Source organism: Streptomyces massasporeus (genome assembly GCF_014648995.1).
Lineage (GTDB): Bacteria > Actinomycetota > Actinomycetes > Streptomycetales > Streptomycetaceae > Streptomyces > Streptomyces massasporeus.
In genome coordinates this window covers 44,101-68,823 of sequence record NZ_BMSE01000032.1, presented here as the reverse complement: position 1 = coordinate 68,823, position 24,723 = coordinate 44,101, and the positions used below count along the sequence as shown (strand labels likewise).

General features: G+C 67.9%; 18 protein-coding genes and 1 CRISPR repeat array. Of the genes, 15 read left to right on the top strand and 3 right to left on the bottom strand.

Annotation, left to right across the window (positions count from 1 at the left end; genetic code table 11):
• Positions 1-1,345 precede the first annotated feature (1,345 nt).
• The 4 genes from cas3 to cas7e are packed head-to-tail and all read left to right on the top strand — an operon-like array spanning position 1,346 to position 7,851.
• A complete protein-coding gene (gene cas3 / locus IE153_RS39435) occupies positions 1,346-4,216 on the top strand; it encodes a CRISPR-associated helicase Cas3' (RefSeq protein WP_438817984.1) in 2,871 nt (956 codons plus the stop codon).
• A complete protein-coding gene (casA, locus tag IE153_RS39430; protein ID WP_189594485.1) occupies positions 4,203-5,975 on the top strand; it encodes a type I-E CRISPR-associated protein Cse1/CasA in 1,773 nt (590 codons plus the stop codon). The genes cas3 and casA overlap by 14 nt, the downstream gene beginning before the upstream one ends.
• Positions 5,972-6,655, top strand: a complete 684-nt coding sequence (casB, locus tag IE153_RS39425; RefSeq protein ID WP_189594484.1) for a type I-E CRISPR-associated protein Cse2/CasB — start codon at positions 5,972-5,974, stop codon at positions 6,653-6,655. The genes casA and casB overlap by 4 nt, the downstream gene beginning before the upstream one ends.
• Positions 6,652-7,851, top strand: coding sequence for a type I-E CRISPR-associated protein Cas7/Cse4/CasC (cas7e, locus tag IE153_RS39420; RefSeq protein WP_189594483.1), 1,200 nt, complete (start codon positions 6,652-6,654; stop codon positions 7,849-7,851). Before casB ends, cas7e begins: the two co-directional genes overlap by 4 nt.
• Position 7,852: 1 nt before the next feature.
• Here the strand turns inward: cas7e and IE153_RS39415 are convergent, their stop codons facing one another.
• On the bottom strand, positions 7,853-9,049 hold the full coding sequence (locus IE153_RS39415) for an IS110 family RNA-guided transposase (protein WP_189594482.1): 1,197 nt from the start codon (positions 9,047-9,049) through the stop codon (positions 7,853-7,855).
• A gap of 231 nt (positions 9,050-9,280) precedes the next feature.
• On the opposite strand from IE153_RS39415, the gene cas5e reads away from it, so the two are divergent.
• From cas5e to IE153_RS39375, 8 genes are all read left to right on the top strand, one after another.
• Positions 9,281-10,027 carry a type I-E CRISPR-associated protein Cas5/CasD gene (gene cas5e / locus IE153_RS39410; protein WP_189594481.1) on the top strand — a complete coding sequence of 249 codons (747 nt, stop codon included), beginning with the start codon at positions 9,281-9,283 and terminating at the stop codon, positions 10,025-10,027.
• Entirely contained in the window at positions 10,027-10,827 is an 801-nt protein-coding gene (gene cas6e / locus IE153_RS39405; protein WP_189594480.1) for a type I-E CRISPR-associated protein Cas6/Cse3/CasE, read from the top strand. The genes cas5e and cas6e overlap by 1 nt, the downstream gene beginning before the upstream one ends.
• On the top strand, positions 10,824-11,780 hold the full coding sequence (gene cas1e / locus IE153_RS39400) for a type I-E CRISPR-associated endonuclease Cas1e (protein WP_189594479.1): 957 nt from the start codon (positions 10,824-10,826) through the stop codon (positions 11,778-11,780). Before cas6e ends, cas1e begins: the two co-directional genes overlap by 4 nt.
• Positions 11,777-12,139 carry a type I-E CRISPR-associated endoribonuclease Cas2e gene (gene cas2e, locus IE153_RS39395; RefSeq protein WP_189594478.1) on the top strand — a complete coding sequence of 121 codons (363 nt, stop codon included), beginning with the start codon at positions 11,777-11,779 and terminating at the stop codon, positions 12,137-12,139. Before cas1e ends, cas2e begins: the two co-directional genes overlap by 4 nt.
• A gap of 92 nt (positions 12,140-12,231) precedes the next feature.
• A CRISPR array of direct repeats spans positions 12,232-13,532; the repeat unit is 29 nt; unit sequence CTGCTCCCCGCGCCTGCGGGGATGGTCCC.
• Positions 13,533-14,047: 515 nt separating this feature from the next.
• Entirely contained in the window at positions 14,048-14,608 is a 561-nt protein-coding gene (gene tpg, locus IE153_RS39390; protein ID WP_189594477.1) for a telomere-protecting terminal protein Tpg, read from the top strand.
• Between the two features lie 840 nt (positions 14,609-15,448).
• Positions 15,449-17,218, top strand: coding sequence for a hypothetical protein (locus tag IE153_RS39385; RefSeq protein ID WP_189594476.1), 1,770 nt, complete (start codon positions 15,449-15,451; stop codon positions 17,216-17,218).
• An 86-nt stretch (positions 17,219-17,304) separates the two neighbouring features.
• On the top strand, positions 17,305-17,907 hold the full coding sequence (locus IE153_RS39380; protein ID WP_189594475.1) for a hypothetical protein: 603 nt from the start codon (positions 17,305-17,307) through the stop codon (positions 17,905-17,907).
• 223 nt (positions 17,908-18,130) lie between these two features.
• Positions 18,131-18,634 carry a hypothetical protein gene (locus tag IE153_RS39375; RefSeq protein WP_189594474.1) on the top strand — a complete coding sequence of 168 codons (504 nt, stop codon included), beginning with the start codon at positions 18,131-18,133 and terminating at the stop codon, positions 18,632-18,634.
• A 391-nt stretch (positions 18,635-19,025) separates the two neighbouring features.
• Here the strand turns inward: IE153_RS39375 and IE153_RS39370 are convergent, their stop codons facing one another.
• Entirely contained in the window at positions 19,026-19,442 is a 417-nt protein-coding gene (locus IE153_RS39370; protein ID WP_189594473.1) for a hypothetical protein, read from the bottom strand.
• Positions 19,443-19,615: 173 nt separating this feature from the next.
• On the opposite strand from IE153_RS39370, the gene IE153_RS39365 reads away from it, so the two are divergent.
• Positions 19,616-19,873 carry a hypothetical protein gene (locus IE153_RS39365; RefSeq protein ID WP_189594472.1) on the top strand — a complete coding sequence of 86 codons (258 nt, stop codon included), beginning with the start codon at positions 19,616-19,618 and terminating at the stop codon, positions 19,871-19,873.
• A complete protein-coding gene (locus IE153_RS39360; RefSeq protein WP_189594471.1) occupies positions 19,870-20,241 on the top strand; it encodes a fic family toxin-antitoxin system, toxin component in 372 nt (123 codons plus the stop codon). Before IE153_RS39365 ends, IE153_RS39360 begins: the two co-directional genes overlap by 4 nt.
• 345 nt (positions 20,242-20,586) lie before the next feature.
• On the opposite strand, the gene IE153_RS39355 is transcribed toward IE153_RS39360, so the two are convergent.
• Positions 20,587-21,558, bottom strand: coding sequence for a hypothetical protein (locus tag IE153_RS39355; protein ID WP_189594470.1), 972 nt, complete (start codon positions 21,556-21,558; stop codon positions 20,587-20,589).
• 960 nt (positions 21,559-22,518) lie between these two features.
• On the opposite strand from IE153_RS39355, the gene IE153_RS39350 reads away from it, so the two are divergent.
• Positions 22,519-24,705, top strand: a complete 2,187-nt coding sequence (locus IE153_RS39350) for a hypothetical protein (protein WP_229829397.1) — start codon at positions 22,519-22,521, stop codon at positions 24,703-24,705.
• The last annotated feature ends 18 nt before the right edge of the window (positions 24,706-24,723 follow it).

Here is a 24,723-nt window from a genome sequence, read left to right as displayed (position 1 = left end):
GCACTCGGCGGCCACCCACCGATCAGCCGTGTGAACAACGCTTCAGGTCAATACAGCTAGCGGCTGGCCGGACGAGGCGGTCTGGTCGGCAGGCTGGTCTAGCTGCTGCTGGCGGCGCCGCTGCTCGGGACCATCCCCGCGGGGAGCAGCAGGTCCGGTTTGATAGCCCGTCGGCCCTGGCAGGACCATCCCCGCGCGTGCGGGGAGCACTATCCGATCTCCGCCGGTACGACGTACTACGCGGGACCATCCTCGCGCGTGCGGGGAGCACAACGGCGGGCGAATGTCCGCAGCAGCAACCCAGGGACCATCCCCGCGCGTGCGGGGATGGTCCCTGCTCTGGACCGGCGCGAAGGTCATCTTCGGGGGACCACGCGCGTGCGGGGAGCACACTTGGTCACCTGCGAGCTTCTCTCGCGCAGGGCTCTGATTGCAGCACTTTCATCGATTCCGGCATAAGCCTCATTGCGCCTCTGTCGAACGTCTGCATCCTGTACGCGACAACCTCACAAACCGGGCCAGCGCTCGATTCCCCGACACCATGGAGCGATTCCTGGAGGGTATCGGTGTCCGTCTTGGCCGGCCTGGCCCTTGAGCTGGGAGCAGGCGGGACCATCCCCGCAGGTGCGGGGAGCAGCCGGGCACGAGAGTACGACTGGCCCAGACTGGGGGACCATCCCCGCGGGTGCGGGAACAGGGGTGGAGCCGACGGGGGCGCCACGGATCGCTGGGACCATCCCCGCGGGCGCGGGGAGCAGCGAGGCGCCTGGCGTCGCCCTCGTTGAGCTTCAGGACCATCCCCGCGGGCGCGGGGAGCAGCGCTGTCCCCAAGGGGCGCGGCTGTGGGAGTCGGGACCATCCCCGCGGGCGCGGGGAGCAGTTCGGGCTGCAGGCGTACCTGCACGTGTTCGCGGGACCATCCCCGCGGGCGCGGGGAGCAGATCAACGTCCTCACCTTCGCCTGCCCCTCCCCGGGACCATCCCCGCGGGCGCGGGGAGCAGCTCCGCGACGAAGCCGACCCGCTGCACCTGGAGGGACCATCCCCGCGGGCGCGGGGAGCAGACTGGATGACCTGGCAATCTACCGCGGGGGAGGCGTGGTTTCGTGGGGTTCCAGGGATTCCGGCAAATGGAGCATTGGCTGTCACCCTGCCCTGTGGGTGTCTCTTCGCGGTCGTCAGTAAGCCGATCATCATATGCCGCCTGTGTGCGGTTTCCTTGAGCATGCTCTTGTTCAACGATTCCGGTGTGCTGGGCCGTCGACTCCCTGTATCAATCGTTCATGAGCAGTGGGGGGAGTGCCTGTTCTGGCTTGCTATGTCGGCTTGGTAAGTCGGCTCGGTCGGTGTGGGCGAAGCATGATCGAGAGACCGACGGCTGGCTGCCGTTGTGGCGGCATATGGAGGACAGTGCGGCGGTGGCCGGGCTGTTGTGGGATGAGTGGCTGCCTCGCGGCGTGCGAAGGCTGGTAGCGGAGGCGTTGCCGCTGGGTGAGGCGGACGCGCGTGCTCTTGCCGTGTGGCTCGCTGGCGTGCATGACGTCGGCAAGGCGGCTCCCGCGTTCGCCTGCCAGGTCGATCAGCTCGCCGACATGATGCGCTACCAGGGCCTGGAGATGCGCTCGGCCAGGGCGGTGGGGCCGGATCGGCGGATCGCGCCGCATGGTCTTGCCGGGCAGGTGCTGCTGGGGGAGTGGCTGGAGGAGCGGTACGGGTGGCCGGCCGCTCGGACCGGGCAGTTCACGGTTGCTGTGGGCGGGCATCACGGTGTGCCGCCCGAGCACGGTCAGATCAAGGCTCTCTACGAGCATGAGGAGTTGCTGCGCACTCCGGGCCCGAGCAGCGGGGTCTGGCGGCAGGTGCAGACCGAGTTACTCGATGCTTGCGCTGATCGTTTCGGTGTGGCGGAACGGCTCGGGGAATGGCGGGCGGTGAGGGTGTCGCAGCCGGTGCAGGTGCTGCTCACTGCGCTGGTCATCGTTTCTGACTGGATTGCCAGCAACGAGGAGCTCTTCCCGTACTTCCCTGACGGGGCGGCCTGCAGTGATGAGGAGCGTGTGGCAGCGGCCTGGCGGGGGCTGGATCTGCCGGCTCCCTGGCTGGCCGAAGAGTCTGCCGCGAGTCCGCAGGAGTTGTTCGTTTCCCGGTTCGGGCTGCCTGAGGGGGCCGAGGTGCGCCCGGTTCAGGAGGCGGCTGTGGAACTTGCCCGGGAGATGGAGTCGCCCGGTCTGATGATCGTCGAGGCGCCCATGGGTGAGGGCAAGACGGAGGCGGCGCTCGCGGTGGCCGAGATCTTCGCCGCGCGGTCGGGCGCGGGTGGGGTGTTCTTCGCCTTGCCTACCATGGCCACCGGCAACGCCATGTTTCCCCGCCTGCTCGACTGGCTAGCAGGGCTGCCGGGGGTGGCGGGTGAACGGCGCTCGGTGCACCTGGCTCATTCCAAGGCGGCTCTCAACGAGGACTTCGCCGGCTTGATGGCCCGTGAAGGGCGAGTGGCGGCCGTGGATGTGGATTCGGCGGTGGACTCGTCCCGCCAACAGCCTGCGGATGGACGTAGTGCGAGTGCGGAGCTGGTGGCGCATGCCTGGCTGCGTGGGCGTAAGCGGGCCATGCTGGCCTCGTTCGTGGCAGGCACCGTGGATCAGTTGCTGTTCATGGGGCTGAAGAGCAGGCACTTGGCGCTTCGTCACCTTGCTATCGCTGGCAAGGTCGTCGTCATCGATGAGGCGCACGCCTACGACACGTACATGAGTGTGTATCTCGACCGCGTGCTGTCGTGGCTGGGGGCCTACCGGGTTCCGGTGGTGGTGCTGTCGGCGACGCTGCCTGCCACGCGTCGGCGTGAGCTGCTGCAGGCGTATGCCGGGAGAGAGGCCGAGGCCGTCGTCGAGAAGGTCGGGGAGACCGGGGCGTATCCGCTGCTTACGGCTGTCATTCCGGGCGGTGTGCCGGTGGTGCGGTGTCCGGAGGCGTCCGGGCGGGCCACGGACGTCGAGGTGGAGCGGCTCGCCGACGACCTGGGCGGGCTTGCGGACCGGTTGGAGGCCGAACTCGTCGGTGGTGGATGCGTTCTGGTGGTGCGCAACACGGTCCGGCGGGTGCTGGAGACCGCCCGTGTGCTGCGGGACAGGTTCGGCGTGGACGACGTCACCGTCGCGCACTCGAGTTTCGTCGATGTCGACCGGGCGGCGAAGGATCGTGAGCTGCTCCGGCGGTTCGGGCCGCCGGGGAAGGCCACGGGCCGGCCGGCAGGGCGGCACATTGTGGTGGCGAGCCAGGTGGCCGAGCAGTCCCTGGATGTGGACTTCGATTTGCTGGTGAGCGATCTGTGCCCGGTGGACCTGCTGTTGCAGCGCATGGGTCGGCTGCACCGTCACCGGCGCGGGGATGGCCAGAGCGAGCGGCCCGAGCGGCTGCGAACGGCTCGCTGTCTACTAACGGGAGCTAGTTGGGGCGACGGCGTGGCCGATGTGCCGGAGCCGGTGCGGGGTTCGGTCGCTGTGTACGGGCGGTACGCGCTGCTGCGGTCGGCCGCTGTGTTGCTGCCGCATCTGGAGGGCGGGCCGCAGCGGCCGGTGCGGCTGCCGTCGGACATCAGCGTGCTGGTGCAGGGCGCGTACGGGCCGGGACCGGTGGGGCCGGAGAGCTGGGCTGCTGCGCTTGGGGAGGCCCGTGTGCAGTTCGACGAACACCGGGCCGATCAGCGCGAGCGTGCCTCCGTGTTCCGCCTCGGTGATGTCGGGCGGCCGGGAAGGCCGCTGTTCGGCTGGGTTGCTGCCGGTGTGGGGGATACCGACGACAGCCGGGTCGGGCGGGCCCAGGTGCGGGACAGCCGGGAGAGTGTGGAGGTCGTCGTCGTGCAGCGGCGTGACGACGGGAGCCTGGTCACCCTGCCGTGGCTGGAGGAGGACCGGAAGGGCCGCCAGCGCGGAGGCCTGGAGCTGCCGCAGGACCAGCCGCCTGCCCCCTTCGTCGGTCGTGCGGCGGCGAGTTGCGGACTGCGGCTGCCCCTGCAGTTCTCCTACGCCGCGACCATGGACCGGGCTATCGAGGAGCTGGAGCAGCTGTACGTGCCGGCCTGGCAGGGCAAGGACAGTCCGTGGCTCGCTGGCCAGCTGATTCTCACGCTCGATGAGGATTGTCAGACCCAGCTGGCAGGCTTCTCACTCCGCTACAGCCGCCTTGATGGTCTGGAGGTGACCCGTGACCGCGTCTGAATTACCCGGGGCGGGCAGCAGCACGCTCTCGTCGTTCGATCTCACCGGCAGGCCGTGGATCGAAGTTCTCAGAGCGGACGGCGCGCAGGTTGAGTTGTCGCTGCGGCAGGTGTTCGACCAGGCGGGCAGCGTGCGCCGCATCGTGGGGGATCTTGCCACCCAGGAGCTGGCCCTGCTACGGATCCTTCTGGCCATTGCTCACGACGCCCTCGACGGCCCGCGCGACATTGAGGACTGGGCGGACCTGTGGGGCGACCCCGACTGCTTCGCGCCCGTTCAGGACTACCTGGGCACCCATGGCGGGCGCTTCGATCTGATGCACCCGGACGTTCCGTTCTTCCAGACGGCCGGGCTGCGCACGGCGAAGGACGAGGTCTTCCCTCTCAACCGGATCGTGGCCGATGTGCCGAACGGGGAGCCCTTCTTCACTGCCCGGATGCCCGCCGTGGAGCGGCTGACCTTTGCCGAGGCCGCCCGCTGGGTGGTTCACGCGCACGCCTACGACACCTCCGGGATCAAGTCCGGCGCGGTCGGCGACGACCGGGTCAAGGGGGGCAAGGTCTACCCGCTCGGCACCGGCTGGGCCGGGGGGCTGGGCGGGGTCTTCGCCGAGGGCGACACGCTGCGCGAGACGTTGCTGCTTAACCTCGTGGCAGCGGATACCGCGGAGCTGGAGATCGCTGCGGACGATCGGCCGGCCTGGCGGCGGGAGCCGTGCGGTCCGGGCGGCGTGGAGCGTTCGGCGACCGGGCCGCGCGACCTCTACACGTGGCAGTCGCGACGGGTGCGCCTGCACCACGACGAGGCGGGTGTTCATGGTGTCGTCCTCGGTTACGGAGACCCGCTCGCGTCCCGGAACATGCACCGCCGGGAGCCGATGACGGCATGGCGGCGCAGCATCGCCCAGGAGAAGAAGCTGCGGCAGTCACCGGTCTACCTGCCCCGGGAACACGATCCGGGACGCTCGGCCTGGCGCGGCATCGCCTCACTCGTCGCCGACCGGACGGAAGCCGCGCAGGGTAGTGAGGCGGCCATGTTCCTGCGTCCGGGCGTCCTGGAATGGATCGCCCGTCTGGTCACCGAGGGCCACCTGCCGCGCGGTTTCCTCATCCGGGCGCGCGTGATCGGTGCCGCGTACGGGACGCAGCAGTCGGTGGTCGACGAGGTCGTCGACGACCATCTGGCGATGCCCGTGGTGTTGCTGCACCAGCAGGACCGCACCTACGCCCGACAGGCCATCGGTGCCGCGGAGGACGCCGACCTGGCGGTGCGAGCTCTGGGAGATCTCGCTGCTGATCTGGCGCGCGCCGCTGGCGGCGAGCAGGAGGGGCCCAGGGCAGCGGCACGCGCAACCGGGTTCCACGCGCTGGAAGAGCCCTTTCGGGGCTGGCTGTCTGTCCTGGCCGAGACCGATGACCCGTTCGAGCAGCGGAGCGCCTGGAAGGGTGATGTGCGCCGCCTGGTCGGCCGGCTCGGTGACCGGCTCATCGAGGCAGCGGGTGATGCCGCCTGGCAGGGGAGGACCGTTACGGGCAAGAAGGGCACCCAGTGGCTGGGCGCGGGCCTCGCCGATACCTGGTTCCGCGCACGCCTGGCCAAAGTGCTGGGAGATGCCGGCAATCGCGAGAGCAACGGCGAAGACGGCGGCGGTGGTGGTACGGGCGGCAATGCGCGCGTACGCGGGCCGTCCGCCCCTCCGGAATCCGTTTATTCCGCGCCTGGCACCCCCGTTATCCCCGACATGGAGGCGCACGTATGACCACCGCCCAGGCCCCGCCCACGGTCCGTGCGCGTCTGGCCGAACTCGCGGCCGCGCGGATCACGCAGTGGCAGGAGGGCTACCTCCGCGACAACCCCAAGGATGTTGCCGCGCTGGCACGCCTGCGACGTGGTGCGGGCCGGGACGCAGCAGAGATGCCCGACCTGTGGAGCCTGGTCGACACCGGCACCCTCCACCACGTCGGCGCCGACGGCCTTCGGCCGCTGAGCGAGGGTGAGTTGAGCCGGGCGGAGGACGCCCTGTACGTGGCCCTCACCCTCTGGGCCCTCCATCAGCAGTCCCGCGGTGCGCGCATGCACCGCCCGCACACGCGCACACGGCCCACAGGTCTGGGAGCAGCCGTGCGGCGCCTGATGCCGCCGAGCGAAATCGACGAGCCCGTCCGTAAACGTCTGGTGCGTGCAGGCACCGCCCCGGATCTCGTCAGCCTGGCCCAGAGGCTGCGCGACATCGTCGTTCTGCTGCGCCGCGCGGACGTCCCGCTCGATTACGGCCTGCTCGCCGGGCAGTTCTACGCCTGGCAGTGGCCGGAAGGGCCCGGCGCCGTCCGTCGGGAATGGGGCCGTTCCTTCCACCAGACCTGGCAGCAGCCCGCCCCTGCTGGTGAGGACACCACGAGCTCGCCCATCACCACGGACACCGACAAGGACGCATCGTGAACCGCATCTTCCTGGACGTGCACGCCCTGCAGACCGTCCCGCCTAGCAACCTCAACAGAGACGACACCGGTGCGCCGAAGACGGCCATCTACGGTGGCGTGCCGCGCGCCCGGGTCTCCAGCCAGGCGTGGAAGCGGGCCATCCGCACCTACTTCCGTGACGAGCACCTCCTGGACCCCAGTGAACTGGGCGTGCGCACCAAGAAGGTCGTGGAACTCCTCGCGGAGCGGATCACGGGAATTGACCCGTCCCTTACGGCCGGGGATGCGCTCCGGCTGGCCGACGAGACGGTCAAGGCCACCGGGCTGAAGACCGAGGTTCCCAAGCGGAAGGCCGACCAGGCCAAGGACGGCGCGCCGGCTCCCGCCCCGGAGAGCAAGTACCTGGTCTTCCTCAGCTCCCGCCAGCTCGACGGCCTGGCCCGCCTCGCCCTGGAGGGAGCGGCGGACATCACAACCTTCCTGAAGGACAAGAAGACCAAGGACCGCGCCCGCGAGATCGCGGACACTCGACACTCCGTGGACATCGCCCTCTTCGGTCGCATGGTCGCCGACGCCGCCGACATCAACGTCGACGCCGCGGTGCAGGTCGCCCACGCCATCAGCGTCCACCGGGTGGAGAACGAGTCCGACTACTACACCGCCGTCGACGACGAGAACACCGAGGAGGAGACCGGCGCCGGCATGATCGGCACCGTCGACTTCAACTCCGCCACCTTGTACCGCTATGCGGCCCTGGGCGTGCACCAGCTCGCCGCCAATCTCGGTCAGGGGCTACGCGAGGACGAACCACGCACCGAACCGGTGCGCCGTGCCGTCGAGGCGTTCGTGCACGGCTTCGTCGCTTCCCTGCCCACTGGAAAGATCAACACGTTCGGCCACCACACGCACCCCGACGCCGTCGTCGTCAAACTCCGCACGACCAGGCCGGTCAGTTTCGTGGCCGCTTTCGAGGACCCGGTCCGCAGCAGCGGGGGCGGTCATCTGCGGGAGGCGTCCGACCGGCTCGCCGCGTACATCCCGGATATCGAACGCGCCTACGGTGACCAGGAGACCACCCTGACCTGGGTGCTGCGCGTCGGCCCCAGCACCGAGAAGCTGGCCGTCCTCGGGACCGAGTCCGACACGCTGCACAGCCTCGTCACCGCCGTCGGCCAGGCCGTGTCGGAACGTCTGGAAAAGCTTCCCAATCTCTGAGTCAAGCGGCATGAGTGACGGGAGGTGCAACTTGATAGCACCGTCGGTCACGGATCAGAGCCCACAGGACGTTGACTCGTCGGCGGGCAAGCGCCAGCACGGCCTGGACGTGACGTTTGCCCTCTGCGCGTTTCCGGTCGTAGAAGCGCCGCGAGTTGGGGTCACGCTGGATGCTGACGAGCGCCGAGGTGTAGAAGACCCGTTGCAAGCGTCGGTGATAGCGCTGAGGACGGTGGAGATTTCCACTGACCTTGCCCGAATCCCGCGGTGCCGGCGTCACCCCCGCAAAGGCAGCGAGGCGGTCCGGGCTGGGGAAAGCCTCCAGGTCACCACCGACGGCGACGAGGAACTCAGCGCCCAGCACCGTGCCGATACCCGGCAGGGACTGGATCACCTCAGCGAGTTCGTGCTCGCGAAAACGGCCCTCGATGCGCTTGTCGGCCTCGGAGATCTTGTCGTTGAGGGCGATCACCTCCCTCGTGAAGGTGAGCACCATCGCCGCTATGGCTGTCTCGCCCGTGACAGCGGTGTGCTGCCGTTCGGCTGCCCCCACGGCCTTCGCAGCGAGAGCTTCGGCTCCGCGAACCCTGCGGGTGCGCAACCAGGTGGTCAGCCGGCGCTGGCCGGTGCGGCGGATCGCAGCGGGGGTCTGGTAACCCGTCAGGAGCAACAGCGCTCCGCTCGTGCCCAGGTCCAAGGCGCGTTCCAAGGCCGGGAACATGCTGGTCAGCAGGGACCGGAGCCGGTTGATGGTGCGGGTGCGTTCGGCGACCAGATCGACACGGCGCTCGGTCAGCAGCCGCAGCTCCACGATGGCATCGTCATCGGGGCGGATCGGCTGCAGATCACGCCGCATACGAGCCTGGTCCGCAATGACACGGGCGTCCCGGGCGTCGGTCTTGCCCTGTCCGCGATAACCGTCCGAGGCCCGATTGACCATGACGCCGGGGATGTAGAGGAGTTCCTGGCCGTGGTTGACGAGCAGCGCGATCAGCAGCGCGGGCTCGCCGCCGGTCATGTCCAGGGCCCAGGTCACGGCTCGGCCGTCGGCGAGGTCCAGGACATCGCCAAGGAGTTGCAGCAGCTCAGGCTCGTCATTGGCCACCCGTCGCGACAGCAGCGTGCCGCCCTCGCTGTCCATCACCAGGCAGTGGTGGTGGGTCTTGCCGCAGTCGGTACCAGCCCATATCCGGCTCATCGTGCTCCAGCTCGTCGTGCGTGCAGTACGTACCACGGACGACCTCGCCGGCATTGCTCTACACAGCGACCTGTTCGCACTTCCCAATCGGCGGCCGAGTCGTCGTGGGGAGCCAGGCGGCCAAGCCTTTCGAGCCACAGTCGGCAGCCGCATGAAAGCCACACCCGGCTCCCCCGGGTGCCACAACCCTACGAACGGCTGGGGCAGGCCCAGAAAGAAGGTAGAGCCCGCATGAGCAGCAGCACGAGCGTGCTCGCTCTCCGCCTGGCGGGCCCCCTGCAGTCCTGGGGGGCCTCCTCCCACTTCGCCCGCCGCACCACCGAGTCCGCACCCACCAAGAGCGGCGTCATCGGCCTGCTCGCCGCGGCGGCCGGCATCGAACGCGGCGACGACGCGCGCCTGGCCCCTCTGGCCGAGCTGCGGTTCGGGGTCCGCATCGACCAGCCCGGCACCCGCATCCGGGACTTCCACACCGCCCACCACCGTGACAGCGGCAAGTCCATGCCGCTGTCGGAGCGGTTCTACCTCGCCGACGCCGCCTTCGGTGCCGCAGTCGAGGGCGAACACCCGCTGCTCGCCACGTTGTACGCGGCTCTGCGAAATCCCGTGTTCCCACCGTTCCTCGGCCGCCGCTCGTGCCCGCCCGCCGGGCCGGTCGAACTCGGCCTGCATAAGGACGCCCGCCTGGAGGACGTGCTGAATGCAGTGCCTTGGCAGGCGTCCGACTGGTACCGCAAACGCCACCGCCATCAGCCCCCGGACAGGCTGACGGTCCTCCGCGAGAAGGCGGGCGACGAGCCAGGAGGCACCGACGTCCTGCGCGACCAGCCCCTCAGCTTCGCCGCCGCTCACCGCCGCCACGCCCTGCGCACCGTCGTCACCGCCCACGTTGCCCTGCCGCTCGGCCCAGCGGAGGGGTCGCCGCATCACGATCCGTTCGAGGCACTGCCCGAAGCCCTGGAGGATGAGAGCGCCTGATGTACCTCTCCCGCTTCCGTCTCAACACGCCAAGGGCCGGTGCCCGGCGGCTGCTCTCCTCTCCGCAGGCCATGCATGCGGCAGTGATGTCCTCCTTCCCCCACCTGCTGCCCTCCGACGCCCCCGCCCCCGACGCGCCCCGGGTGCTGTGGCGTCTGGACCAACAGGCCCGCGCTGAGGTGGTGCTCTACATCGTCAGCCCTGATCAGCCGGACCTTACGCACCTGGTAGAGCAGGCCGGATGGCCCGCCGCAGCGACCACCGATCCGCAGAACCCTGGCTGGCAGACCAAGCCCTACACGCCCTTCCTCGACCGCCTGGCCACCGGCGACCGATGGTCCTTCCGCCTGACCGCCAACCCCGTCCACACCATCCGCCGCAAGGACAGCGAGCCCCGCAAGATCACCGCACACCTGACGCCCATCCACCAGATGGGCTGGTTGCTGGACGACGAACGGCAAAAGCGCGGCGGATTCCGCATCCTCGAAAAGCCACAGACCAGGCGCCTCCTGCCACACGGCACCACCCACCGTGGCCAACCCCACCACGGCGACCGGTACGAACTGTCGGTCGGCGACACACGTGCGCTCTCCTTCGACAAATCCCGCGACCTCGACGGCCGCCGCCGGGGCAAGCCGGTCACGCTCGTCACCGTCACCTTCGACGGACGCCTCGAAGTCACCGACCCCGAAGCCATGCGTCGCACCCTGACCCAGGGCATTGGCCGGGCGAAGGCGTACGGCTGCGGCCTCCTCACCCTGGCCCCCCTCACCCAGCAGCCCACCCGGCAGACAGCGTGAGCAGGGTCTCGCGGCGCCAGGCACTCACCCCCAGACAACTCACCCGCACCAGTGAACGCCTCTCCTTCGTCTACCTGGAACGCTGCACCGTCCACCGCGATGCCAACGCCATCACGGCCCAGGACGCGGAAGGCACCACCCACATTCCGTCGGCAACCATCGGCACCCTCCTCCTCGGCCCGGGAACCCGCGTCACGCACCAGGCCATGAGCGTGCTGGGCGAGACCGGCGCGGCCGTCTGCTGGGTCGGCGAACAAGGCGTGCGCTACTACGCATCCGGCCGCGCGCTCAGCCGCTCTTCCGCGCTCATGGAGGCCCAAGCCCGACAGTGGTCCAATCCACGCAGCCGGCTCACCGTGGCACGCGGGATGTACCAGCTGCGCTTCCCGGACGAGGACCCGGCCGGCCTCACTCGCCACGAACTCCTTGGCCGCGAGGGGCGGCGGGTCAAGGAGTGCTATCGGGCGCAGGCCGCCCGCACCGGAGTCCCCTGGCGAGGCCGCCGCTACGTTCCTGGAGACTTCAGCAGCGGCGACGCCGTCAACCAAGCCGTCACCGCCGCCGCCCAGTGCATGTACGGCATTGCCCATGCCGTCGTCACCTCGCTGGGATGCAGCCCCGCCCTCGGCTTCGTACACTCCGGCCACGAGTTGTCCTTCGTCCTGGACATCGCCGACCTTTACAAGACCGAGATCGGTATCCCGCTCGCCTTCGACGTGGCCGCGCAGGACGAGGATGACGTCGGGCCTCGCACCCGCCGCGCGCTACGGGACCGCATCAACACAGCATCCTTGTTGGGCCGCTGTGTTGACGACATCAAACGCCTCCTGCTTCCGGAAGCAGCCGATGCTGAAGACCGAGACGTGGTGACGCTCCAGAGCGATAGCGGCCACCAGGTCCCTTCCGGCATGAACTACGACGGGCCCGACGACTACGGGGATGAGCTCTGGTGACCGTCATCGTGCTCGCCAACTGCCCAGCGGGACTGCGAGGTTTCCTCACACGCTGGTTGCTTGAGGTCTCCGCAGGAGTCTTCGTGGGCAACCCTTCGGCCCGGATCCGCGATGTCCTCTGGGAAGAGGTCCGTACGTACGCAGGCCAGGGTCGGGCTCTACTGGCCCACACCACGAACAACGAGCAGGGGTACACCTTCCGCACCCACGAGCACACCTGGCACCCGACCGACCATGAGGGCATTATCCTGATCCACCGCCCCAACCCGGACGCCGCCACTTCACGCCCGAATCCCGAGAGCGCACGGCCGTCCGGTTGGAGCAAGGCCTCCAAGCGCCGACGTTTCGGCAGAGGCTGATGGGCCACGAGTCCCGATGAACCGATTTGCCCGAATCAAAGGAAGTGCACGAGAATCGACCTCAGAGCCGGCAAAGCCCCACGTCAGACAGTCTGCTCCCCGCGCCTGCGGGGATGGTCCCCCGGACAATCCGGCGCACTGGTTCATGCGGGACTGCTCCCCGCGCCTGCGGGGATGGTCCCGCGCCCCGCTCGTCTTCGGCCACGGGCACACCCTGCTCCCCGCGCCTGCGGGGATGGTCCCTTCCGGTTGATCAACTACCGGTACGAGCGGCACTGCTCCCCGCGCCTGCGGGGATGGTCCCCGCTGCCGTCCCAGTAGCTGTGGGCCGTTCCACTGCTCCCCGCGCCTGCGGGGATGGTCCCGTCGCGGTGTGCGCGCTTCCACACGGCCTCGGCTGCTCCCCGCGCCTGCGGGGATGGTCCCCCGGGCGACGCTGGAGCAGTCACGCTCCTCGTCTGCTCCCCGCGCCTGCGGGGATGGTCCCGGAGGGCGGCAACGGCCCCTCGTTGTTGGAACCTGCTCCCCGCGCCTGCGGGGATGGTCCCTGGTCCGGCATCCTCGGCACGGGCGGCAAGCCCTGCTCCCCGCGCCTGCGGGGATGGTCCCCTCGGCGTCAACGGCGCCGCCGGCCGCACCTGCTGCTCCCCGCGCCTGCGGGGATGGTCCCGGTATGGGTCACTACCGGGCGGTCTGCTCCCCGCGCCTGCGGGGATGGTCCCGTCCGGCTACCGGTGGGCATGTGGGGTGCCTCCTGCTCCCCGCGCCTGCGGGGATGGTCCCGACTGCACCATCGACCGCCTGCCCACTCCCGGCTGCTCCCCGCGCCTGCGGGGATGGTCCCTACGGCTTCGTCCTGGGTGACGCGGAGGCGTTCTGCTCCCCGCGCCTGCGGGGATGGTCCCGACCCGTCGTCGTACGGATCGACGTCGACCAGCTGCTCCCCGCGCCTGCGGGGATGGTCCCACCCTCGTCATGGTGCAGCGGGCCCCCGACTGCTGCTCCCCGCGCCTGCGGGGATGGTCCCGCCTCCACCGTGCTCGCCCAGCTCCAGCCTGACTGCTCCCCGCGCCTGCGGGGATGGTCCCGGCCACGCCATCCTCTACAGCGACCCCAAGGGCTGCTCCCCGCGCCTGCGGGGATGGTCCCCCTGCTCAAGCCGTCCTACATGAGCGCAGCCGCTGCTCCCCGCGCCTGCGGGGATGGTCCTGACCGATCATGCGAGTACACATGAGGTGCATGCTGCTCCCCGCGCCTGCGGGGATGGTCCCGGGGCCTCCGTCCAGCACCATCCGGAACAGACCTGCTCCCCGCGCCTGCGGGGATGGTCCCTCTGCTTCGCAGCCCGAACGGTGAACCGAGAACTGCTCCCCGCGCCTGCGGGGATGGTCCCGCGCGGTCGGCGCAGTGGCTTCTGGGCCGCGCTTGCGGGGATGGTCCCGCCTTCGTCGGCCCGGTCCTGGGCGGAACGCACTGCTCCCCGCGCCTGCGGGGATGGTCCCCACGCCGGCTTGGGGGATCCGGACGTGCTCGCTTGCTCCCCGCGTCTCCGATGGTCCACCATCGCTCAAATCTTCCGGGCCGGACGTGGCTCGGTCGCCAGTGCGTCCAGCCAGTGGACCAGAACATCGGGAAGGAGCCCGTAGGCTGCCTGTGCGGCGGCGATTGCCTGCTCGTAATTGACAGTTGAGGACTATAATCATCACAAGGCGGGGCCGTAGCACGGAGGTAGTGCGCCGCGACATCATCTCGGAGGACGTCGGTTCGAATCCGACCGCCCCGCCCCTTCTCCGCCCGCCTCCACGTCTCGCGAGGTTCGAGGCAATCTGGTTGATGCTAGGCAGTCGATCCAATGGAGTGCGCCACGTCAAGATCGACGACGCCGTCCTTGACGAAAGAAAGTAGGCCGTGGCCGGAGAGGTCGACGATGCTATCGAGCGGGCCGACCAGGAGTCGTTCACCCGACAGCCGCCGAAGACTCTCAAGGGCCAGATCGGCTACCTGATCCGGCAGTTCGGCAGCGCGAAGGCCGTCGCCCAGGAAATCGGGGTCACCGCCGACTCCGTCAACCGCTACCGGCGCGGCGCCCGCAAGCACGCCCGCCCTGACGTCGCCGCGAAGATTGACAACGCCGTACGGCAGCGATGGCAACCGCAGGTACGCAAGCGCCGGCAGCGTCAGGCCGCCGACACTAGAGGGATCACCGTGGAGACCCGGGCCCGGTTCGGCTACACCGCGCCGATCGGCACGACCGACGATGGACGGTTCCGGCGCCTGACCGTGCATCTTCCCCCGGCCTACGCCCGCCGCCTGTTCGACGCCCGCGACAGTGGAGCCAGCGACCAGCAGATGCGCGGAATCATCGCCGAGGGATTCAAAGATGTGTATTTCCAGGATGGCGGCACCCGCGCGATGGAGTTGTCAGACGTAGCCATTAGCGACATCGATTACCTCGATCTCGACTACTGATTGAGGAGCTCAGGAGCCTGGCCACGCGGACGGTCCAGGGGCTTAGGCCAGGAAGGTGCAGCAGGCCCGTCCAGACCCCATGCCTCGGTCGTCCCCGAAAGGGACCGCTACCTGCTTCTGCAGCGTCTCGACCTCGGAGAGGCCGCACTTCCCTGTTCGATGACCGTCAGTTGTCCAGCGTTGTACTGCACGCAGGCCGACACCTCGCCGACGCACCGCAACGTAGTGCGCCGTCTGGGTCGACGGTCCAGTGCTGATGGAGGGGTCGAGCCACTGCTGGCGCTGACGGGACGATGGCGAAGACCGCGGGGACCGTCTTTGCTGCGCCTCGGGCAGTGAGTGAAGGTTGTGGCTCTAGCGGCAGTTGTCGCATTGCATAGACTCGCTGTCGCCTTCTTTTGGCGAATGCGCGCCGCAACCATGGCTAAACGTGCCAAGGGTCACGTCCGGTACCTGACGTACAGCCGGATTACCCCATTCACGGCCTTGAACAGAGCATCGCATCGCTCATAGACATTGGTCGGCGCGACAACCGACCACCGCCGCCCGGGCCCAGGGGAACACGCATGGGCCAGGGTGGCCAGAAGGGGACACACCTTGGCTGGCTTACCGAGAAGAAGCTGCATCCTGTCCAGAATCGCTGTCGCCACGGCGGCCGTCATGCTCCTCGGAAGCGGCAGCATCGCCGCCGCCGACAGCAGCGACGAATCCCGCGCGTGGGAGTACTCTCCGGCTTCCCGCCCTGCGGCAGGCCCAGAGACTCGGACTGCAGCCAACGACCACCGGCCCGAGTCCGGGAACAACTTCAAGGCTGCACCGGGCACCAAGGACGCGAACGGGGTGTGGCAGGTCAATCGCACCACGACGACCCTGTCCAACACCGTCACCGACGGTGACGGCGACACCGCGAACCTGACGTTCCAGGTCTACACCACCGACGCCAACGGCAACCCCAAGGACCAGGTCAAGCTCACCGACCCCGACACGGGTAAGCCCGCCGCCTACGGCGTGGTGGTGTCCAACTACGTCACCTCCGGCGGCACCGCGAAGGTCACCCTGCACTACGGCGACCTGAAGACGAACACCACCTATGCCTTCCGCACCTCCGCCTACGACGGTGGCCTGTACGAGACGGACTGGTCAGCGTGGGCGAAGTTCAAGACCCGCGGCCGTGCCGTGGACATCAAGCTTCCGGAGCCGAACAAGAGCGCACCGGCGGTGGACCTGGACAAGTACCAGGAGCCGCAGGTCGGTACCCGTAACCGACCCGAGGTCACCCGCGCCGCGAAGGATGCCGGCGAGGGCAGCGAGACCTGCACCGACCATGGCCAGAAGATCACCTGCATCGAAGTCGGGAAACAGTCCGACTTGAGCGCCAAGGAGAAGCAGGACGTCGCGGACAAGCTTCGTGCGGGCAGTGGTGATCTGGTTCCGTGGTGCGACGACACGGGCGTCTCGGGGGGCAAGGACTACCTCAAGAGGGACAGCGCCTGCCTGAAGTGGGCCACGCCGATCGTGTTCAAGTACAAGGTCAAGGCACCGGACGGAAACATCTACAACCCGGCGGACGCGCACTTCGCCTCGGCCATCGAGATCAAGCTCGACCCGGTGTCCCGGAAGTTCACCCAGCGGTTCGCGCTGGTGCCGATGGATCCGTTCATCGTGGAGCACGGCACCATCGGCATGCCGGGGCCGGTCACCATGACCCCAACGTTCAAGTGCTCCCCGGAGTGCACCACCGCCGCCCCCGTGTGGGATGGCTCCCCTACGTGGCAACCGAAGGGTGACATCCACGCCGCGTACGCCACCTTCAACCACGAGTGGACCGGAGGCACCGCCACCAAGATCACCAGCCTCCAGCTGGACTGGACCATAGCTGGGACCGTCAGTGGCGGCGGCGGGGAGATCGAGAACGACCCACAGTGGCTGGGCAACTCCACCCCGGACTTCGATATCCGCTGCGACGCCGTCGCCTCCAGCACCAGCCCCGGCTGCGTGTTCTCGGCCTATAAGCCGACCTGGGTGATGAACTTCGCCAAGACGCCGGCCGCCGTCGCCCACGCCTGGCTGATCCAGTCGAAGCTGCCCAACCACCCCGGCTCCAAGGCAGCAGGCAAACCGATCAAGTACCTGCCTGCGTCCGTGCGGGATTCGAACCTGAACCGGAAGGTCATCTGCCCGGATGGCTGGGCCAAAACCTACGGCAACCCCGACACCACCCCGATCGACACGAGTGACACAGCCAGCTGCGATGAGTTCGCCTACGCCGCCTCCTACAACTCGGGCGGTATGCCCGCCTCCTTGGGCGGCATGAACGAGGTCGACACCGGCAACGAGTGCGTGCAGACCTACGTCTCCCGCATCGCGACGGGTAACTGGAGGCTGTACGACGACATCCGTACCGCTGCTCCGACGTGGAAGGAAGTCTGCGGACGCTCGTCGATGTCGAATTACCAGAACACCCAGTCGATGCAGCCGTTCTCCGGAACGTTCTCCTCGGCATCGAAGTACCGTCTGCTGGACAAGGACGAGTACTGGGTGGCCTTCCCTGAGTTCGCGCACTGCGACGCATCCAAGGTGACGGTGTCGTGCACCGTTCCCAAGCCGTGACCGGCTGGTAGGACACGACGCAGACTGGGGCGGGAGGGGCCGGCCCCTCCCGCCCCAGTCGCGCCCCCAAGAAACAGGAGCAGACATTGAGCGACGGCATCGCGTGGCTGACCGACGCCTGGCGCGGAGACGCCCCCATCTTGTTCGTCACCTTCGCACGCGGCATCAGCCCAGCCGACCTCGTTGTCCGGCTCGGCGCCCGGCCCGGTGAAGTGCTCGAACCGATCACTTTCGCCGAGGCCGAGCGACTGACGTTCAACGACCGCGAATCAGCCCGCGTGGCCCGCTTCGGAGAATGCGCGGGCTGGTCATATGCGGTGGAACAGGGCTGGCCCTCCAAGGCTTGGTGGGCTCACCCCGACGTCTCCGCAGGCGGGGTCGAGGTCTTGCACCTGACCCCGAAGCCGGACGACCCGCCCAGGGAGTGCTGGTACTACCGCGACGGCGAAACCGTCGGTCGCTTCGACATCGGTGACACCCCAGACGAGGGCATGGCTTTCCTGCTCCCGGCGTTCGAAGAAGCCGGACTCCTCGATGATGACGTGAGTGAGGAGTTCGACTCGTTGCGTGCGACCCTGACCGCCTTGCAGCAGCACTTCGGGCTGTCATTGCCGCGTCAGGAAGTCCTGAATGGCCAGCTGCCCGCCGCGGTGACGGCGACCGTGCCGCCGGAAAACCTGGGTGATTAGCGAGCAGGGCATGAGCAAGCACCACTCAATCCGCAGAAGCCCGCACCGTCGCCAGGCTCCCGGCGTGAGGCGGCGTCTTTGCGACTGGAGCGAGGTGTGTTGATCCCAGGTCAGGGTGCGCAGTGACCATCCGCCTGGATGGGGAGACGACGGGGAACAACGATTGAGACCAGCGAGAGGGGCGAGCCAAGTGGACGCTAGCGTTGCAGCGATACTTGGTGCAGTGATCGGTGCTGTCGGCGGTATAGGCGGAGGACTGCTCACCCTCAGCGCGCAGCTCCGGAGTCTCGATGCTCAGCATCGCGCAGAGGAGAGGCGTTGGCTCGCGGATTTGCGCCGCGAGACCTATACAGGCTTTGTCACCTGCGCGAAGCAACTTTCCAATGCCGTCTGGAAGGCGTCCGATCTCCTTCACGGCGACAGCGGTGTTGAAGACTGGGAGAGTGCCCGCCTCAGCGTGCACGACGCCTGGACTCAGTTCAGTGCCGCGTCGGCGGCGGTCACGATGGCTGGCCCGCGCACTGTGGCTGCAACCGCTGAGGAGCTGCGAGAAGCTCTGAGGCGCTGGGAGCTGGTGACTGGCACCTGGATTCAAGCCGCAATCCAGCAGGGTACTGGGAATCTCGCGGAGCACGACCGGCAGTTTATGGCTGGGTTCGAGGCTAAGAAGCCCTTGGAGGTCGCGTTCCAGGTCGCCGCACGGCGTGCGCTGGGAACCGATATTTGAGTGAGCTTGTCGTTTAACCTCATCTCTGTTGGGGGTGGGGACGGAGCAGGCGATTTCCGAATCTGTCAGGTACTCCGCGGTATGTAGGGCTGCGGTGCAGAGGGGCGGAGCGAAAGCAGCTGACCCCTCACAATGCGGAAAAGCCCACCAAGTCCGTGAGGCGCAGGAGGGGCCGTGCCGGCTGCGTCCGGCACGGCCCCTCGCACAGCCTCCCATGCGCCCACACTCCAGCCCCATGCGAGTCCATCGGGTGCTCCGCTTCCTCACCCCCGGGGGACCTCAGGCCGCGCTGCGTGTGCGGCCGCGGTGTCGGCCAGACTCAGCGTTTGACGCCGGTTGATCCGAACGTGTCCTTCGTGCGCTCTCCGGCAGAGCGTGCCGCCTGCCGTGCCTACCGGCCGTCCTTGACGGTGTCACGGCGGGGCCGGTTCGGCTCCCTGTCGATTTGTGCGGCGACCTGCCTGATTTCCGTCTCGCCGTAGGCGGTGCGCACACCGGAGATGCTGTACCCGGCGTGGCGGGCAAGTTCCTCGAGCCCGTAGGGGCGGCTGCCGTGGAACTCCCGCCCGTAGGCAAGAAGTTGGCGGATCTGAGTGTCGATGGCCTCCTTCTGTGTCTTCAGGTCATCAAGTGCCAGCAGCAGCGGATCCGCTTGGAGGCCGTCGCTCGCGGCCTCCAAGCGGAGGACGTCCTTCTTGCGCTGTTCGGCGACGTGGTCGCAGGCGTCGTCGTGGCAGTCCTTGGGGGTGACGGTGCCCGGTTCGGGCATCGGATTGCGCAGGGTGGCCAGTTCTTCGATCGGATGCATGGTTACGATAGTCGCAAAAGATTGCGGTGAACGCAATGCTAGGGATTGATTTCGGCGGGCCGCCTCCAGTTCAAGTCCCACCCGTGCCGATCGCGGGCTCCAAAAACGACATCGACTCCCTGGGTTCCGGCCTAGGCAAGCGCCACGATGCTACCACCCTGCTACCATGAGGTATGGCTTCCACTAAGAAACAGACACAGGTCCGACTCGAAGAGAACGTGCTCGCAGCCGGCAAGGCCGCCGCGGCCGCCCGCCGCCTGGACTTCAACAGGTACGTGGAACGGCTCATCGTCGAGGACACCACCGGCGCCCGCGCCGCCGGCATGGCGGCCGCCCAGCGGCTCATCGATGAGCACGGCGCCTTCCTCGACGACCTCGAGCAGCAGCTCGACGCCCCGTACACCGATCCGCAGCCCGGCGCCGCCGCGTGATCTTGCACATCGATGAGTCGTGGATCCTCGAGGTAGCCGAGCGGGCCGGACGCCGTGACCCGGCCGCCGACGACTACGGCGTCCCCATCGCCGCCGTCGCCCGCCACCGCGGCGAACTCCTCGACATCCCCGTATACGACGGCCCCTACGCCCGCGCCGCCGCCTTGGTGCACACCCTGGGCCGCTGCCGATGGCTGGAGCGCTCCAACCTCACCGTCGCCTGCGCCGCCGCAGTCATGTATCTCGAGGCCAGCAACATCCCCGTCAACCCCACCCGCGAACAGCTCACCGCACTTGCCCATGAGTTGAACAACCCCCGCTGCAACACCTCCCGGATCGCCTCCTTCCTGCGCACGTGGAAACCCTGATCCGGTGCCGGGCGGCGATCGCCTTTGGAATGCGACGCCACCGACTTTCTCGCGGCACACCTGCTTAGCGCGAAGGGGCAACGCGAACCGGCTGGTTTAAGTCGGCCCGCCGAGTTTGTCGTCGATGTCGATGCTCGGTAACCACTCCTCGTGTCCGCGGAGCAAGCGATGTAGTCGTCGATGGTTATCGGGTCGGTGAGGTCATCCCCGCAAGCACGGGGAGCAGCCTGGTTCACTACGGCTCCGCCGCTCTGCGACCGTGGCCAGGTCCGGCGAGGGCAGGGATGGCCATGGTGCGAACGGCACGTTGAGCTCTTCTCCCACCGGTGGCCATGGTGTGCAGCGCTACCGTCCCGGCAGTAGTTCCGCCACTCGCACCATGCGCTGCCAGCCGCCGGCCAGCAGCCCGCCGAGCACCATCCCCACTACCGGCGCGAGTTCCGACGGGAGGCCCTCCGGCAGACCGGCCGCCCTCCAGCCCAGCCATGCGGCAAGGGCTCCGCAGAACATGGCGACGATCACCCCGACCATGTGCGCCGTTTCTCGGAGCCTCTGGCGGGTGAGTGTCACCGGTTCCACGTCCGCCAGGTCCGTCTCGGCCAGCAGTCTGCTCACCCGTCCCTCGGCATAGCGCTCGCAGACCGTGACAAGCTTCCCCGCCAGATCCCGTAGCGCCTTCTCCGGTTCGGCATCCACCCGGCACAGGTCGCGTCGGAGCGCGCCGGCCACCAGTTCGGCGTGCTGCCGCGCGACGGTCCGCCGTGGCGAGGAGCTCCGCATCGTGCCGCGGGTCCGGTGCGCGCGGAGCACGAGGGGCTCGGTCCGCCGGTACAGGGCATCGACCTCCTGGAGGAGTCGGGGGCGCTCAGTGTCCGGTGCCTCCATGGCGCGAAAGCAGGCGAGCACCGTGTCCGTGCCCCTGTGCACCAGTCCGTCCCGCCGTCCGGTCCTGTCAAGTCTGTCGCCCAGCAAAGTACCCGCCTCGAAAAGTGACACGCACCAGACCAGTCCCGTGCAGACACCACAGGCGATGGCGACCGCTCGTGGAGCTTCGTGTAACACGACGTACACGCCCCAACCAATGGCATATGCGCCATAGGTGCAGAGCATGGCAAGGACTAGTGCGAAGAAGCCGTGCCACCAGGGGTTTTTCTCTCCGGCGGCGATCAGGGCACGGGTGTGTGGCACCTCATCCGGTGCCCGGGAGAAACAGTCCAGCACTACGTCGTATGCAACCTGCTTCGACGTGGTGGGGGTGAGTCGCCGCTCGCTCTCCCTATCCGGTGCGCGGTGGTGGCTCTCTTCGTCAAGAGTCATGGGTCCACCGCGGTCCCTCCCGTTCGGTCACAGCCGGTTCTCAGATCGTATGAGATCTGCCTTGAGCGGGATTACTGCTGCCGGAGGTCGCCTGCACGGTGTCAGCGGTGCCCGGACTTGGCTTGCTTGCCTGCGTGTCCGAGCCTGCCGGTGGCACGATGGACGAACCGATGTACAGGGTAAGCGAGTTGGGGGCTCGTCGCGCGGGACACGCGGCGCATACAGACTGCGGTGCTGGGGAGCGCGGTTTCTGAGGATCCGCTGATGTTGCCGCTGGAGGCGATCCAGGTGGATGCGTTCCGGCAGCGGTACGCCCGTTCACAGTGGCAGACCGATGTTCTCCTGCTGCACCAGCTCTACCGGTATCGGTGACGGGGTGACGCTGGCCTCAGGAGATGCGCCCGGTCCGGGGGTTGGGCTGGCGTAAGTGGAGCGCTGGTTCCTCGTCGGCAAGTCGGATGTGCGGCTGCAGGCATGGTTCCGGGAGCCCTGTGGCATGGCCGGCCCCGGAGTGTGCGGCCTGGCCAAGGCCCTGCGTCGTGTTCGTCCCTCTGTTCGCTCTGAGTAACAGCGCCGTGCTGTAAGGGTGCCGGTGCAGCGCCCGACCGCGAACCGGTTGTCTCGTTCTTGTCTCAGCAGTTGATCAAGAAGGAGACGGAGATGGCAAGGATCGGCAAAGGATTGAGGTTGCAGCTCAGAGGAAGCTCAACACTCCTCCATCACATAAGCGGCACGACTTACACACATGGGGCGATCTGAAGCCACAACCAGAGCATTCAGCTCCATTTTGCTATCGAGACGCTGTGCTTGAATCCGCCTACCGCGAGCTTGACCAGCTCGTTCGCACCATCTGCGCGTCAGCTGCAAAGGCGCGCAGTGAACTACAGGGGGGATTCCATGGCCGTCGGCCAGAACAGACGTTCAGCGTCCCGCGCGACTTGGACGGCATGCGCCGTCCTCGTGGTCAGCGCGTCCATCGCGTCGCAAACCATCACAACCGCCCAGCCGGCCGCCGCCGCCGGCGACTGCACCACCTACTCGGTTCCCACCTACGTCTGGGAGCCGGCCACCACCAACAACATTGCCGCCAAGCGAGTCCTTCGCAAGTACATGGAGTGGGGCCCGAAGAGCCCGGACGCCGCGCTCCTGGACACCCTGAACACGGCCAGTGTGCCGATGACCAGCAAGGTGTTCACGGGCGGTGGTGACGGCATCTTGTACGAGGCCACCATCGGCGGTCAGGTCAAGGCGTATAAGGACAACACCGCCACCGGCGGCGACCTGCTGACCCCGGTGAAGACCTACAGCCTCAACTGGTCGTCCGCGAAGCGGATCCTGACCAACGGCCAGTGGTTCCTCGTCTTCGCCTCAGACGGCACCATGGACGTCTACAAGCAGTCCAGCCCGACGACCGGCGACGGCACCCTGACCCGCGTCGTCAACGGCACCAAATCTTCCATCACCACGGCCATCAGCGCCGCGGACGATGCCTGGATAATCAACTCCACCGTGCAGTGGCTGAAGGACGGCACCGTTCAGCAGAGCACCCTGCTGCCGGTAAGCCTCATCACCGGCCCCACGGTCAGACTGTCGGGCACCACCGAAGTCACCACCGGTATCGACGCCACCCAGGCGTGGGCGCCCGGCCCGGGGACCGTCAGCACCCAGACCGTCACCGCCGACCCCGACACCACCGGGCAGGTCCGCACCTACACCACCGGCCCCTGGACCCAGGTAGACGACGACGTGCGCGCCGGCATCGTCGGCGACATCATGGCCGACGCCGGCCCCTGCCTGACCGACCCAGACCCGTCCATCGCCCCCTACTTCGGCACCCCGCCGGACGACACGGGCGACGCCGTCGCAGGGGACCCAGCCGGCGACACCATCGCGCCGCCCTCCCGCACCGTGACCGGTACCTTCACCCTCGGCAACGGTCAGGCCGCCCCCGGCCTGCCGGTCACCGTCACCGCACCCGACGTCGACATGGATGCCTCGGGTGAGACGAAGCAGACCGTAGTCGGCACCACGACCACCGGCCCGGACGGCTCCTGGTCCCTCACCCTGCCCGAGGCCCTCCCGGCCTCGGTGCAGCAGGCCAAGGACGACAACGGCGGGGTGCTCAACCTCGAGGCCGTCGCCATGGGCACCACCACCAGCGGCGTGAAGATGCTCGCCGTGGACACGCTGTCCGCCATCACCGACCAGGCAGCCGTCGACACCAGCATCGCGGGCCCCGACAACGGCCACAGCGTCAAGCTGATCCCCAACACCGTGGACACCGAAGGCAACCTGAAAGACACTTTCGCCGCCAGCACCGAAGGCCAGACCTACGCGGCCAAGGTCGAGAACAGCCCGGCCGTTGTCGACGGTGACGATCCACAATGGCAAAGCGACTCCGCCACCCTGCCTGCCGACTATGACCCCTACCTCGTCGGCGGCAAGAACGTCGCTGCCGAGGCCGTACGGCCACATGTTGTGCCCATGGGATCGGGCACCTGCGACACGATCCGCATGCCCGTCGCCTCGAAGATCAAATACACAGTGGTGGGCGAGGCGCACGCGGGCTGGGACGCGAAGGCCACCTTCGAATACGAGTCCTCGATGAACACCAGCGTCGAGACGGCCATCAAGAGCAACGGCGACTGGACCCTGGGCGGTTCCAAGGAGGTCTCCCACAGCGTCAGCATCTCCGTTGGCTACACCAACAAGGGCCCCCACTACGCCAAGCAGTACAAGGTGCCGATCGAGTACGTGAAGATCAAGAACCAGTACATCTGCTCCGGCAGCGTCCGCTCCACCTGGTACAAGATCGAGGCCAAGCGCTACAAGGCGCCCGCCGGAGGAGCGCTCGGCAAGGTAGGCAAGGACGTCTCCGGCAGAGACGGATCGGCCAACTTCAACCGCTCCAAAAAGGCCTACCGCAATTACATCGAACGGGGCGGCAACGCCCAGCTCTCGCGGGGCAAGAGCATCAAGTTCGGCAGCGCCGTCAGCTTCTACGGTGTCTCCATGGGGGCGAAGACGGGTTACGACTCCAACCACAAGCAGAAGATCACCGTTGGCAACAAGTCGGGCAAGCACTGGGTCTGGGGGAAAAATGGCTCCATCAGCGGTGGAAAGGCCGGAGTCTTCTACTCCAAGTAGGCCAGCCCGCAGCAGGCG

What these genes read in the sequence shown, in the direction of transcription:
- IE153_RS39355 (WP_189594470.1), bottom strand. Translation starts at nt 21,558, where the DNA reads ATGACTCTTGACGAAGAGAGCCACCACCGCGCACCGGATAGGGAGAGC.
- cas6e (WP_189594480.1), top strand. Translation starts at nt 10,027, where the DNA reads ATGTACCTCTCCCGCTTCCGTCTCAACACGCCAAGGGCCGGTGCCCGG.
- casB (WP_189594484.1), top strand. Translation starts at nt 5,972, where the DNA reads ATGACCACCGCCCAGGCCCCGCCCACGGTCCGTGCGCGTCTGGCCGAA.
- cas5e (WP_189594481.1), top strand. Translation starts at nt 9,281, where the DNA reads ATGAGCAGCAGCACGAGCGTGCTCGCTCTCCGCCTGGCGGGCCCCCTG.
- IE153_RS39415 (WP_189594482.1), bottom strand. Translation starts at nt 9,049, where the DNA reads ATGAGCCGGATATGGGCTGGTACCGACTGCGGCAAGACCCACCACCAC.
- IE153_RS39370 (WP_189594473.1), bottom strand. Translation starts at nt 19,442, where the DNA reads ATGCATCCGATCGAAGAACTGGCCACCCTGCGCAATCCGATGCCCGAA.
- IE153_RS39365 (WP_189594472.1), top strand. Translation starts at nt 19,616, where the DNA reads ATGGCTTCCACTAAGAAACAGACACAGGTCCGACTCGAAGAGAACGTG.